This is a genomic window from Caminibacter sp. (assembly GCF_053999135.1).
Window position 1 is genome coordinate 1 of record NZ_JBMXVQ010000020.1, and the last position, 14,082, is coordinate 14,082.

A 14,082-nucleotide genomic window follows, 5' to 3' on the forward strand; every position below is an offset into this window, starting at 1 on the left:
GAAATTTTAAAAGAATATATTGAAAATCAAAAAGTTCCCGATTAATTCCGCCTTTGTCCTCACTTCGTTACGGGGTCTATAGACCATCACCGCCCTTAAGGACGATGGTTTCGGCGGGAGTTGCTAAACTTTTTTTGATAAACCAATTACAATATTTTTCCGACTATTTCAGCCATTTTCTTTTTAGCTTTTATGCTTGATCTTGCATAATACTCTGATGTAATCGTAATACTGCTATGCCCTAACCACTCCGCTAATGTTTGCAAGTTTATTCCTTCCTCTACGGCTTTTATGGCGAAATAATGTCTGTAAGCATGCAAAGCTTTATTCCTAATCCCTAATTTTTCTAACAAATTTTTATTGTAAAGATACAAGTTGCCATACTTTATTTTTTCTCCTTTTTTTGTTGTAAAAAAGTATTGACTTACTATTGCTAAATTCTCTTTTAGTTCTAAATATTTTTTAAAAAGTTCTTTGATTTTGATTTTCTTAACATAATTAATCCTCTCTTTGCCCCCTTTTCCTTCTATCAATATTATGTAATATTCACCCTCCTCTTGAATACTATCCACTCTTAAATTTAAAAGTTCCTCTGCTCTTATTCCAGTTAAAATAAGCAACTTAATCATCAAATAATCTCTAATTTTAAAAAAATTATCATTAAACTTGCTATCTTTATCAATAAAATCAATTATTCTTTTAACCTCATCGTCCGTATATTTTACCGCTTCTTTTTTCTTTACCTTGTAACTCATCTTCTCAATTCTCATTAACAAATCAATTGCTTCTTCATTGTTTTCACTTATAAATTTAAAAAACGTTTTTATAACCTTTAAGTGTTTTTGTATAGTACTGTCGCTATATTTTTTTTCATCTTTTAAATAAGTAATGTATGCCGTTATAAAATACTTATTTACCGTATCTAAACTCAATGAAATATCATTATTAACTCTTTCCAAATAAGCAAACTCTTTAAAAATTTCAAGAATATTGTTATAAAGCTTAACAGTATTAAAAGAGGCGTTTTGAGATTTCTTTTCTTTTATAAAAAGTTTTTTCCAAAACTCCACATCCTCTTCTATTTTCTTATACGGACTTACTTTTATCTCCATCAGATTACTTTCCTTACAGTTTTTCTTTTAAGATTCTTTTAAAAAAACTATCCACGAATCCGGTAATTTCTCTCATAATTTCAATTTCATCGTATCCGTCTTCATATAATAAATCCAAAACGTTATCTCCCAGTTCGTTAAATTCCTTAAATTGGAATATTCCCTTAAATCTTTTATCTTTTATTTTAAATTTGTCCTTATAATAATACATCAGGACTATAGAAAAAAGCAAACCGTAAATTTTTAAGTCTTCATCTTTAATTTTCCCATAATTATGCAATCCCTTTAAAATACCGTTTAATTTTCTCTCTAAAATATCTTGCTTTTCGGGACTATAAAGACTTATCGTTATTCTTGAGAGATTTGTCAATTTTAAGAGAAAACTTTTCAAAAGAGGTTCATCGTTTAAAGGAATAAAATGCAGTTCTTTTTTTATTACGATTGTACCGTTTTCTTCAATAAACAATCTTTTTTTGGTTTCAATTTTCATTATTCCTTTTCTTTTTAAATAATCCATATTCTCAAAAATCGCATGAAAAACAAATAAAAATATTAATTCGTCTTTTGTTATTTTTAAATCTTTTCTTTTTTTATTCTTTTTCTTTTTTATCGGAATGTTTAAAACTCTGGACAAGGAAGTTTCAAATATCTTTGCAAAAGCTATTTCATAATTTAAAAAATCAACTCTATTTTTTTCCTTAATAATTTTTAATTCCTCTTTATTTAACTTAGGAAATTCTTCTTCGCTTATTCCGCAAAACCCACATCTTATAATAGAATGACAATTTCTAATCTCCTTACAATACTGAGGCATATATTCCTCACCCAGCATACATCCTTTTTCCTTATCAAAAAACATACAATTTGCTTTACCCTCTTGCAATAACTTAACCTCTTTTATTTCGTCTTTATCAATATCTATTGTAGTATATATTTCGTTTTTGTATCTTATTATTCTCACAGGTTTATTTATTTTATCTAAATATCCGCTATCAATTAATTCCGCTAATTCCTCATTATTAAATAACGGAAATCTGTTGCAACAGTGCAAATCGGTCTTTATACACTCTTTACAAGGAGGTTTATGAACATTAAAACTCTTTTTACTTTTTTCAGGTAAAACTTTATTCATTTTTTCTCCTTATTAATAACTAGCTTTTTGTCATCTATTGTCGCTTTAATATTAAGCCTATTATTTAAAAGAATTTTATATCTGTTTGCTTCTTCCTTGCTTTTAAACTCAAAAATCAACGAATTATCCGCATTAATTAATCTTTTTGCACTGTTTTTAACCTCATCAAACAACGGATGTTTAAAAAAGTCATCTTTACCAAGTGAATTGATATATTCCATATACGCTTCTATAGTAGGATAATATTTAACCTCAATCATTTTTTCGCTCATTTTTTCTCCTTTGTTAACTCTTTTAAAATTTTCTCAATAAGTTCGTTTGTTTTTTCATCGTTAAATTGCAATTTTTTAAATGCTTTTACCAGCAAAACCTTAAAATCTTTTTTCATATTTACGTCTTTTTTAATTTTTCTTAAAATTTGTCTTTTTGCCCTATTATTTACCATTACTTTAAATTCTTCATAGCTTTTGTATTCTTTATTTTTTTCTCTATATTTTGGATATTTCCAGCTTCTATCGTAATAGTTTATATGTTCGTGTCTGTAATGGGTTACCAATACAGCCGCCACATAAGCAAAGTAATTATCCCTAAACGCATTATAAAGATAATCCGAATAAATAGATAAGTTAAAATCTCCGCAAACCGGGCAATATATTGGCAGATGTTTATTAAAGTCTTCTTCCCTATAGTTGCCTTTTGATATTCTTTCTTTTATTATTTTATAATTTCCCGTTAATTCCCAATCCTGGAAGTCAAATAATAATTCATCTGAATAAAAACTTTTTAAACTTTCTAATATTTTTAACTTTAAATGTTCTGATAAGATTTTTCCCATTTCCATTTGTATGTAACTGATTCTGTTTAAAAGATAAGCCATCTTTTGTATATAATCTTCCAAAAGCAAATCACTTTTGTTTAAATTTTCAAGCTCAACTAAATAATTCTCATCTATTAAATTAAGTTCAGTTAAATACAGGCAAGTATTATATGCTTTATTGACTCTCTTTTTATAATTTTTAAAACTTTTTTCAAATTTTTTTTGTTCTTTTTTGGAAAGCTTTAAATCGTTCATTTTTCCTTTCTCCTTTATTTTTTAAATAAATTATCTAAATCTTATTATAACAAAACAAATATAATATACCTACAAGGTATATTATATATTTTAGATATAAAATATATCAAAAAAAGTTTTTAAGGACTTTATATAAAAGCTAAGGTATCTTATATTTTTTCTTCTAAACAATAAGTTATTATAATCTTTTACAATTTTGAAATGTTATTTCATTACTATATAGTAATGAAATAATTATAGCAAAAAAATTTAACCAAATCTCCAAAGAATTTTCCCTCTAAATTAGAATGATTAAAGGGACAAGGCAGTTCACTGGCTGTTACTTCTTGTATATTTTTATATTTTTCGTTCTTTCTGCTCCAAAGAAAGAAGAAAAAGAAGAATAGATTAAAACGAAACGAAATTTATACTGAATGTAGCTCTGTCATCGTCAATATCAACCCCACTGTCTTTTAGTTTATAGTGAGTATATTCCACAGTAGGCATCCATCCGTTTATTATCACACTCACTCCTGCACCGTATCCCGCTCCGTGTGCATCTGTATCTCCTATTCTTGAAAATCTATATCCCGCAATTCCGTAAACGTCTATAGGGAAAGAATCTGTATCAAATCTGTACCCAAGATTTAATTTTACGCTTCCTGAACTTACTCTGTCCGAATAGTCTTTTAATTTTCCAAAGGCCACTTCCAAACCTGCGCCTGCAATAATATTATTGCTAAACACTTTCATAAAACCTGTTGTAAATCCTAAAAGAGGCTTTGTTTTAACATCTTCACTCCCAACAGAAAATTTTTCCTGAGGCGTTACGGCAATACCTGCATATGTATAGCTGCAGTGCCCAATTTGAGATGCACTTGCCATTGTTAATGCCGTCACAATACCAAGTAAAAATTTTTTCATTCTTTCTCCTTATTTGAATATTTTAGCACTGATTAATGTTCTTAATTCGTCATATACCTCTTTTGCTTTTTGTTCATCATCAAACTTCCAGTTTTCTCTTGCGGTCATACTTTCCAGGAAGAACATTATTCTGTTTTCTTTTAATTCGATTCTTTCAACTTTATCCAAATTAACAGTAGAATTTCCTAAAGACACAAACATTTTAACTCCTTTTTTATTTATTTTTATTGCAAACGGTATATACCTGTAAATCGTTGCTTTATTTTTTTTTAACAACTTTCTTGCTCTTGCAGGGTGAGTATAAGACATCCACACTCCGTCTTTTGAATAAACTGCAACCTTCAAAACTCTGCCTTTTTATTTTCTGATTAATTTAATACAAAATAATTTTATTTAAAAAAATTCTTTATTGCAATCTGCCCGTCATTTAAAAAGAAAAAAAAACAGCAAAAAAAAATCAATAACCAAAACAAAAGTCCGAATTTATGGGATAAAATAACTTTAAAATCCTGTGTTGACGGAATTCCGCTATAGACTAAAATATAGTTTATATATACAAACAGGCAAAAACTCGCAATATTAAAATTCTTGCCGGTTCCAAACAATAAATCAACGGTTTTTAAGTAAATCTCAAAATTATTTTTATCTATAAAATAAAGCAGCACGATAAGCAATACAGGTGCGATTCCCACAATAAGCGCATTAAAAAAGACTATATTTTTAAAAGTTACGTTTCCCAATATATATTCCCCGTTTTCCTTTTTAGGCCAAATGTTAAAACTTGTAGGCATTGCAAACGTTATCAACCCGGTTATAAAATGCGACAACTCGTGCAAAAAAGTGGCCGGAAAAAAGAAAAGGGACATTAAAAAAAGATTTCTTGAAGCAAATGTGTATCTAATATAAGAAAAAAAGCTAAAAAGAAGAAGGAATAAAAAGAAAAAATTTTCCTGTATAAAAACAGACATTATTTTTCTTCATAGATTTTTCTTAATGGAATTTGTTTAAATTTATCCGTATAAATGGTAGGTGTTCCCCTTGCCCCAAGTTCATTTACGGCTTTTTGCATTTTTTCAAGCTTTTTGTTAATCTCTTTTTTTTGTCTGTCTGTAGGTTTAAAGTTTTTCCATTCATTAGAACCTTGCAGTATTCTTCTCAGCCTTGCGGCTTTGTCGGCATCATTTTTCCCGGCTAAAATATATTCAGTCATAGGCTTTGCATACTGATGAAACGGAAGCGGGTATAATATTACTTTAATTTTGTATTTCTCAAGCAGTTTATCGCCTTTTTTATTTTCAAGCATTCTGCAGTAAGGACATTGAGGGTCTGTTACCAAATAAATTGTTTCTCTTCCGCTTCCATAGCTGAATGCAACTCCATCTTCAATTACTTTTTTATTAATAGGTGCTGTTCCCATAACGGGTGCTTTTTTCTTTAAATCAACCACTGTTCCGAAAATAGCGTATTTTTTGTCTTTTGTAATATAAAATTGCCCTCTTCTCTCACCCTTTATCATAATAACGTAAAAACCGTCTTTTTCTTCAACATAAATATTAACTTTTTTATTTTTGTAATCGTTAATAATCTTGCTTGAGTCAGGCATTAGCTTTAACAGTTCTATTACTTTTTTTTCAGGTAAATATTTAGTTTTTTCTTGAATAGTATTATTAAATTTAGTTTCTGTCTGATGAGCGTTTTTAGCATAAAGCGTTGTACTGAATAACATTGCAAGTACTAAAGAAAATGCTGTTTTTTTCATTTAATCTCCTTTGTTTTTTTAATCAAGTCTTCCATCTTTGTTTCTATTTCTTTTTGCATTAATGCTATTTCTCTTATTTTTTCTATATCTTCAAAAGAAGATGAGGTTTTGATTTTTTCAAGTGCATTGGCACACTTTAAAGCTTTGTCGCAAAAATGCCCTTTTACGCTGTCATCAATCACATAAAAACCGGTTTCTTTGTTCCTTATAACCAAAGAAGCGAATTTAAACACTTTATCCATTTGCTTACGGTTTTTAAAAGGCAGTCTTTTAAGTTTGTCACACAAGTGTGATTCTATTTCTGCCGTTTTCTTTTGATTCATATACGCCCTTATCCGCTGCTTCTATTCCAGCCTCTATGTTTTTACTGCTCCAGTTTTTAACGTATCCTATTGACACCGTTACACTAAATTCTGTGTTATTATAATTAAATTTATACTTTTGTAAAGTTTCCCGTATGTTTTCCAAAAAATCTGCAAAAGAGTCACTGCTTCTTGCCATAACCAAAAATTCTTCGCCCCCGTATCTGTAAAGTCTGCCGTTTATGTTGTATTTTCTTATATTTTCATATATAACGTCTGTAATTTTTTTTAATACCTCATCACCCATCTTGTGTCCGTAAGTATCGTTGACTTTTTTAAAATGGTCCGCATCAATAAACGCTATATCAAGCGCTATTTCCGCAGGCAGTTTTTTAAATTTTTCAATATCTGCTATTAACGCACCCCTGTTGTATGCCCTCGTTAATCCGTCTTTTAATTGTCTATCCTTTAAAAGTCTTCTTTCCTCCTTTAATTCTTTGATCTGTTTTTTTAAGCTAATTTTTTCAAAATCAAACCCGCTTTGTTCGTAAATATTTTTAATAATTTCCATATCTTTTTCTGTAGGTTTTTTAAAATCAAAAACCAAATTATAATATTTACCTTTTTTTTCTATTTTTACAAACGCTTCAAATTCTTTTCCTTCTTTGTTTATCAAATAAGGGAGATATACTTTTTTTCTTTTCAAAAGGCTTTTAAAAAACAGCTCTATAAACTTATCGTTATGCTCTATCTTAAAAGTCTTGAAAAAATTCTCGAAATTGAACAGTACAAAATCACAATTTCTATTATTGCAGTACAATCTGTTTTCTTTTTTTAAAACTTCCCCTTTTTTGCATATTGGACATTTGCCAAACGTTATCTTTTCAAGATGCGTATTTATAAAAGTCTGTGCAAGTTTTTTATTCTTATATACGGCTTCGTTTACCTTAATGTTTTTTTCTTCCGCTATTTTCTTTATAAGTTCTATCTGTGCCGTTGTAGGACTTTCCTGCATTGAAGATATATTGAATTTTCTCTCAAGTTCTTTAATTAAATCGGTATATGCAAATACAAGGTCTTTATAGTCGCTTTCTCCTTTTTCAATTAAATCCAGTTCTTCTTCGAATTTTTTAGCCAGTTCTATATCTACAAGCCACTCCACGTTTTCTTCAAGCCACTTATCAACTTCAAATCCCAGCGGTCTTGGAAAAAGCATTCCTTTTTGAATGGAAAGATAATCTTTCTTTTCAAGGTTTTCTATTATCATATCAAGCGTGGAAGGCCTTGCAATATTGTGGTTTGAAAGGTAAGTAATAAAACGTCCCACTCCGAATCTTCTCGGCCTATGCGGTATGTAATCGTATGTAATGATGTCCATAGGCGTCAATTCTTCTCCGATTTCAAACTCCGGCAGTTTTATTAACTTGTCCCTCCATTCTTCTTCATCCCCTTTAATGGATGTTTTTATAAAATCCCCTTTAATTTTTTCCCATCCGTCAAATATCCTTTCGTTTGCCTGTGCTTTAAACTGATTGCCTCCTACATTTATTTCTACAACCGAAACATCATAAACGGACGGTTTCATTTGTGTAATTATCGTCCTGAACCATATAAACTCGTAAAGTTTTTTCAAATCATCGTTCAATTTTTCCGTTTTTTCTATATTTTCAGGGGCATATTCTTCTTTAAAGTTTGTAGGTCTTATGGCTTCGTGGGCATTTTGCGATGTGTCGCTGTTTTTATAAAATCTCGGCTGAGATACCACAAATTCTTCGCCGTAATTTTTATAAATATAATCCATTATTTCCGTAATGGCTTCGTTGCTTATCCTAACACTGTCGGTTCTGTGATATGTGATAAGTCCTTTTTCAAAAAGTTCCTGTGCAAGTTTCATAGTTTTTTTCGGCTTAAATCTAAACAAATACCATGCTCCGTATTGCAAGGTTGAGGTTGTAAGAGGTTTTGGAGGATTGCGGTCTTCCGTTTTTTGTTTATAGAAGCTGACGACATGGGGGTTCGAATTAAGCACAAACAGGTATTCGTCAAGCTCTTTTTTTTGTACCGGCGAAAAAGAAAGCGGTGAATTTACTTCAAACACTATTCCGTCTTTTATATATTTTATTTTTACCCTTTTATGTTCTTCTACTACAAAACTCTCTATTTTTCTTTCTAAATCAACTAAAATGTGAAGCGAAGGCGATATTACCCTCCCCACCCCTCTTGGAATGTAATTTTTTTTGTTTACGTAAAAACTTTCTTTTATAATAGTGGATATAGGATAACCTATAATTCTGTCAATTACCCTTCTTGCTGTGGCCGCATTTACTATATTGGTGTCAATCTCTCTTCCATTGAACAGTTTTCTTAGTATTTCCCTCTCGGTAATCTCTAAAAAAACAACTCTTTTATAGTTTTTTATATTACATTTATTTACTATGTCGTAAGCTATTTTTTCACCCTCTCTGTCGTCATCCGTTGCAATATAAACCTCATCTGCTTCGGCCGCCAGTCTTTTTATCTCGTCAATTATCTGCTTTTTCCCTTTTTCAGTAATCCATTTTATATATAATTCCCTTTTTTTTAAATCGACTTTTACTCCAAGCTCGTGAGGAGGCAGGTTTAGAATATGTCCTTTTGTGGCTTTAACTATAAATTTGCCGGGAAAATGTTTATTGAGTATTTTTTTTATAGTTTTAACTTTATTGGGACTCTCCACTATTAAAAGATTACTCATCTGCTCCCTCATCCATTACGGCTTGAATTATTTTATTCATATCTATACTGCCTTTAAGGTTCCAGTTGATTTTTGAATTTATATAATCTTCAAGCTCTTTATAGTTTATACATTTGTTGCTTGGACTTGGTATAACTCCATCAGGACACGGAGAAAAGTCGATTTTTGGCAAATCTGTTATTTTAATAGCCTCACAGCCGTCTTTTTGATAAGTTAGTCCAAGCTGTTCATAAATCTGTCCGGCCAATATCCTTGCGATTTTAGTATTGTAACAGCAGTATTCTTCTTTATCCCTTAAACAATGCCCCCCAAATTCCTCTACACAGCTTTCGCTTTTAAAAAAGCACTGACCAAATGCGATAAAATCTTTTCCCAGCCCGTATTCGGCACCTGTTATTTTTTTTGCTTTGGCGTCAGTCATTTTAATTAATGTCACTGCTTCTTCAGGTTTGTGGCTTTGTGCGCATTCCCTGTCTATACACTGATTACAGTTGTCAAACGTGTTAAATGCTAAATTAAACGCCGTTTGTACCAATAATTTTGTTAATGGGTCCTGCAATGCTTGTGCCACAGGATTATTCATTAAAGGGTTGTTTTGGACTGCATACAAAGCTTTGGATAAATTAGAAACGCCTCCAAAACCTTGACAGCCCCAAACTCCTTTAACGGTAGAATCGCATTCTATTGCGGCGCTTGTTCCTTTTTGAAGCACTGCAGTAACAGACGAGCCTGACTTGCTCATACAATCAAGCCAAGCGTTTGAGCAGGTATCGGATGTAGATTCCTCTCCTTTAAGCCAGCTTTTTAATGCTTTTCCAGCCGAAGTATTGTCCGCAATATATCCTCCTATTAACGATGCTATCTGCATCAAATACGATGGGTCGGTCAGCCAGCTGAAGTCGGTAAACAGTCCTTTTTCGCATCTGTATTTTTTAGCTCCGAATATATGTATGGCCTCATCAAACGCAAGACTTTCTCCTACGGCTTTCCCAAAATCTTTTGAAAAGTCTTTATCGTCAAACTCAACAAACGTATTTCCGATATTTATGTTATAGCATTTTTTTTCAACCTCGTACTTTTCGCAAGTTTTTAATTTAGTCTGGCTTTTACATTTATACGTTTCATCTCTTAATGTAGGCACCCTTTTGCCTGTAAAATCGTTTACAAAATTATGATTAAAATAACTTTCAAGCTTACAATTTTTATCATCGGCCAAATGGCATTTTTCGAAATCTTTATAACATCTGTATTTTCTTACTTCAGGAAATGAAAGCATAATAATATTTAAGGCTTCAGGGTCTGTTATAAGTAGATCAGACGGTGTTTTTATCGAATAATTTATCGCATAAGGAGAATCCGGGTCTGCAAGCAGGTCATGTATTTCGACTCTGTTAAACGGCTGGAATTTATAGGATTTATTAAGGGTTGCTATGGCTTCGTTATACATTTGTTTCATGTATTTGTCTTTATTGGTTTCCAGTTTGGTATCTCCGTTTACTCCCGCATCCAATTCATATTTGATTTTCTTTTTATAAAAACTTTTTACAAGATTTGTTACATAATTTTTAATAAGTGGTTTAATATATTTGTTGGTTTCTATATATATTCCGTTTGTTGTACTTGTAGATAATTTAATCCTGATTGAATTGTAGCCGTTTTCAGTAGCCCATAAACTGTCTGTATAGCTGTTGTCTTTGTAATTGTTGTTTCTTAACCATTTATCTTCAAGTTCTTCGATTTTACTTGTAGAAACATTAAGTTTCTTAGCTGTTGAGTTCCAATATCCGTATCCCGTAAACGTGTTTTTGTAATTAAAGTGTTTTAAATCGTGGCCGCTTGTCTGACAGTATTTGTAAGGGCTTCCGGTAGGGCTTAATGTTATGTCGTCACAACTGTAGCTTCCGTAACTGCTAAACTTATGGTTTCCGTATTCCGTTGCCAATCCGCTTCCGTTTCCTCCGTTGTCATTTGTTCTGTAATAAGTATAATTGGCACTGCATTGCATATCCCAGTCATTTGAAACATCGCATTCACTGTCCCCGCAAGGGTTGGGTTGGCTTCCCCAATGCGCATTTACATAGCCGTTGCACTGTCCGCTACATCTATATCCGGCACTTCCATAAGTGTAACAGCTTCCGCTTTCGCTTTTTGTACAAGGGACGTAGCCAGGTGAACAACACGTACCGCACACTTCGTTTCCGTCTTTATCTGTAGAACAATTACACGAATATGTACTTGCACATGAGCTGTAACAGCTGCTCTCATATGTACAACTGTAGCTTCCCGCTACGGCTGAATGATAAGTGTCCCATTTTGTTGTACCTGTCCTGCTGTAAATAGAATATCTGTATCTTAAAGTCACATTGTCCATGTGTGAATCAATTAAATTTATTAATCCGTTTGCAATGGAATTTGCTTCACTCCCAAAATAATTTTTTGTAATTGTGTTAAATCCCGACATATAATTACTGTATGCGTTGTTTTTGGCGTTATTATAATCACCGCATGCAGATTTGAAACTCATACTCCAGCTGCCCATATCGTTTGAAAGGTGATACCTTGTCGATGACTTGTTCAAATAAGAATTTATATTATTTTTTTCTTTTTGCGTTAAATCGTAATAAACAAGTTTTGTGTTTTTCATTAACTCGTTAAGTCTTTTTTTGTCCAAATCCAAAAGGTTGTCGTCATTGTTAAATTTATTAATAATTTTATTTTTTTCATTTTCGTTTGATAAAAGACACTGCTGGTATAATTTAAGGTCCTCGTTTAAGTTTGCAAGGGTGTTGTCATCCGAAAGGTCAGCGCTTCCTTCCTGTTTAGGAATATCTCCCATATATGATTTAAAACACACATTGTCTTTTAAGTCGTTTGAAATATAATAATCCAGTGCGTAATCAAGGGAGTAAAAATCAAAAATTGCTTTTGATTCGGGATATTCGTATAACGTTTTTTCTTTCTTTAAGATTTCATCAATATTTCTTTTTACATATGTATTCAAAAGAGAATCCGTTAAATTGTTAATAAGTGTTTTTGTTTCGGCTAAGGACATATAATCTTCTACGGTATCGTCAATAATAAGCTGTTTATATTTATTGCTGTATAAATTATTCATAACACTGCTGAAATCTTCACCGCTTACATTTCCGTCAAGTCCCATTCCTATTAACGGATACTGCCCTTTGTTGTAGGAAAAATTTTTATAAAAACTTCCCACCAAAAAAGCTCCGTTGTAAAAATCGAATTTATACAATGAAGGGTATGTTAAAAAAATGCTCATATTCTGAATGGTTGGAGATGAGTATTTGTATTCTGTTGCATTTATAAATTTTTTCCATTCCGCCTGAACCGGTTCAACGGTATCGCTACATTTTAAATTACCGTATTGTTTGTAATAAACTTCCGGAGTTGCCACCGTATCGTACTTAGCGTTAATATTATACATTACAAGCACATCGCTTGGCAATATTTTAAATTTAAAATCATAATGTATGTTTCTTCTGTCATGCCCAATCCAAATCCAGTCATCCGCAACCGGGTCTTTTGCAAGATTGGTGGAATATACTACTGTTGGGTCCCACCACGCTTTCATCATATACATTTTATAAGTGGTCGAAAGCGTTCCTTTGTCTTCTTTAACTTTGTAAGTAATGCCTTCAACGTCTTTGTTTGTGGTAACTTTGTATTTTCCTTTGATTGCGTTTCTTAAAACATCGTCTATCACCGTTGGGGGGATTTTATCAGTTTTCGTTACAAATCCCGCTCCTATTGCCAGAGGCCCGAACATGGAAGACGACAACCCTTGTGAATATGCTACAAATCCTCCCGTTACTACGTTTAATATTTTCCCTAAAAAGGTCAGTCCTTTTGTCTCTTTATAAATAGCTCTTGGATAAATAAGGGCAACAAACCTTTTATTTACGTTTCCGTTTTTTTTCTGATATAAAATATACTCGTGATACGAATTTAGAAAATCTTTACTGTTGGGATGGTTTTTAACTTCTATAATCCTAAAGTTTTCATTCAAGTTGTTTGTAGTGGAATTCCCTTCAAAATATTCCACTCCGCTTTCTCTTGCATCCGTTATGCTGTTTATTCTCACGCAGTTTGGATTGTTTTGATAAATATCTTCAACATCGCCGCACTGTGTATATACCACGTGGTCTTCATAATCTCTTTTAAGGTTTTTGCATTTTTTATATTTAAAAGAATCGACTGTCTTTTCGCCAGGTTTTACACATTTTACGCTTGTAGAACATAAAGAGTTTTTTTCACATCTCAAAGATGCGGCATCGGCTCTGTGACACTGCTGCTGCAATGCGGAGGATAGGCTTTCAGGAAAGCCGTCACCGTCACTATCGGTGTCGCAATACAAATACTGAATATACTCTTTCAAATTGCCGCCGATTTTTTCATTAACCTCCTTACAGGCCGACATATCCTTATCTTCAAGGCACTTGATTATTGTGTTATTTAAAGAACTGTCCGTTTTAAAGCATAAAACCGGATATTGCAATACCCTTTCTTTTTTTTGATAGTCTATTTTTAAAAACTTAGGGCATTTATATTTTAAAACTTTAAAAGGAAGAAATCTTGTTTGGGTTTCTTTTTTTGAAACGTTTGCTTCTTTATCCAAGTTGAGGTTTAAATTTACAAACCAGTCGCTTTTTTGCAATTCGTTAAAATTAAGCGTATTCTCATCAACAAGCTGACATTTTTTTTCAACCTCCATTTTATACTGATAGCTTTCTTCAATATTTGAAGAATCCGTCTTATAAAGCCCGCAGTTGCTTATAAGACACTTATAAAACGTATCTTCCTTCATCATTTCATTTATTTTTCCGCTATACTTATTATATAATTCAAGGCATTTGGAAGATACAAATTTGTCAAAAATAAAATAACATTCGGCATTTGGGGTTTTTGGCATTGTATTGTTAATATCATAATATCCCTCGTTGCTACCGTTTACGTCTGAATAGTTAAGAGCGTATAAAAAGTTATTAAAAATCAGACTGAGAGAAATAAAGAAACTGATGATTTTTTTTATTTCCACATTCATTACAAA

At 31.9% G+C, this 14,082-nt stretch carries 11 protein-coding genes; all 11 read right to left on the reverse strand.

Annotation, left to right across the window (positions count from 1 at the left end; all coding sequences use genetic code 11):
• Nucleotides 1-146: 146 nt before the first annotated feature.
• The 11 genes from ACXJH6_RS01360 to traN all read right to left on the reverse strand — a co-directional run bounded on the left by ACXJH6_RS01360 (nt 147) and on the right by traN (nt 14,076).
• Entirely contained in the window at nt 147-1,112 is a 966-nt protein-coding gene (locus ACXJH6_RS01360; protein ID WP_456469971.1) for a tyrosine-type recombinase/integrase, read from the reverse strand.
• A gap of 13 nt (nt 1,113-1,125) precedes the next feature.
• On the reverse strand, nt 1,126-2,244 hold the full coding sequence (locus tag ACXJH6_RS01365) for a hypothetical protein (RefSeq protein WP_456469972.1): 1,119 nt from the start codon (nt 2,242-2,244) through the stop codon (nt 1,126-1,128).
• Complete coding sequence (locus tag ACXJH6_RS01370; RefSeq protein WP_456469973.1) at nt 2,241-2,516, reverse strand: hypothetical protein; 276 nt, start codon at nt 2,514-2,516, stop codon at nt 2,241-2,243. The genes ACXJH6_RS01365 and ACXJH6_RS01370 overlap by 4 nt, the downstream gene beginning before the upstream one ends.
• Nucleotides 2,513-3,316: a hypothetical protein gene (locus ACXJH6_RS01375; protein ID WP_456469974.1), complete on the reverse strand. Its 804-nt coding sequence runs from the start codon at nt 3,314-3,316 to the stop codon at nt 2,513-2,515. The genes ACXJH6_RS01370 and ACXJH6_RS01375 overlap by 4 nt, the downstream gene beginning before the upstream one ends.
• Nucleotides 3,317-3,703: 387 nt before the next feature.
• A complete protein-coding gene (locus ACXJH6_RS01380) occupies nt 3,704-4,219 on the reverse strand; it encodes an outer membrane beta-barrel protein (protein WP_456469975.1) in 516 nt (171 codons plus the stop codon).
• Nucleotides 4,220-4,228: 9 nt separating this feature from the next.
• Nucleotides 4,229-4,564, reverse strand: a complete 336-nt coding sequence (locus tag ACXJH6_RS01385) for an RRXRR domain-containing protein (RefSeq protein WP_456469976.1) — start codon at nt 4,562-4,564, stop codon at nt 4,229-4,231.
• A 44-nt stretch (nt 4,565-4,608) separates the two neighbouring features.
• Nucleotides 4,609-5,010: a hypothetical protein gene (locus ACXJH6_RS01390; protein ID WP_456469977.1), complete on the reverse strand. Its 402-nt coding sequence runs from the start codon at nt 5,008-5,010 to the stop codon at nt 4,609-4,611.
• 176 nt (nt 5,011-5,186) lie between these two features.
• Nucleotides 5,187-5,978: a DsbC family protein gene (locus tag ACXJH6_RS01395; protein WP_456469978.1), complete on the reverse strand. Its 792-nt coding sequence runs from the start codon at nt 5,976-5,978 to the stop codon at nt 5,187-5,189.
• Nucleotides 5,975-6,301: a hypothetical protein gene (locus ACXJH6_RS01400; RefSeq protein WP_456469979.1), complete on the reverse strand. Its 327-nt coding sequence runs from the start codon at nt 6,299-6,301 to the stop codon at nt 5,975-5,977. The genes ACXJH6_RS01395 and ACXJH6_RS01400 overlap by 4 nt, the downstream gene beginning before the upstream one ends.
• Nucleotides 6,258-9,014 (reverse strand): DNA topoisomerase, encoded by a 2,757-nt coding sequence (locus ACXJH6_RS01405; RefSeq protein WP_456469980.1) that lies wholly within the window; start codon nt 9,012-9,014, stop codon nt 6,258-6,260. Before ACXJH6_RS01405 ends, ACXJH6_RS01400 begins: the two co-directional genes overlap by 44 nt.
• On the reverse strand, nt 9,007-14,076 hold the full coding sequence (traN, locus tag ACXJH6_RS01410; RefSeq protein ID WP_456469981.1) for a conjugal transfer protein TraN: 5,070 nt from the start codon (nt 14,074-14,076) through the stop codon (nt 9,007-9,009). Before traN ends, ACXJH6_RS01405 begins: the two co-directional genes overlap by 8 nt.
• Between the last annotated feature and the right edge of the window lie 6 nt (nt 14,077-14,082).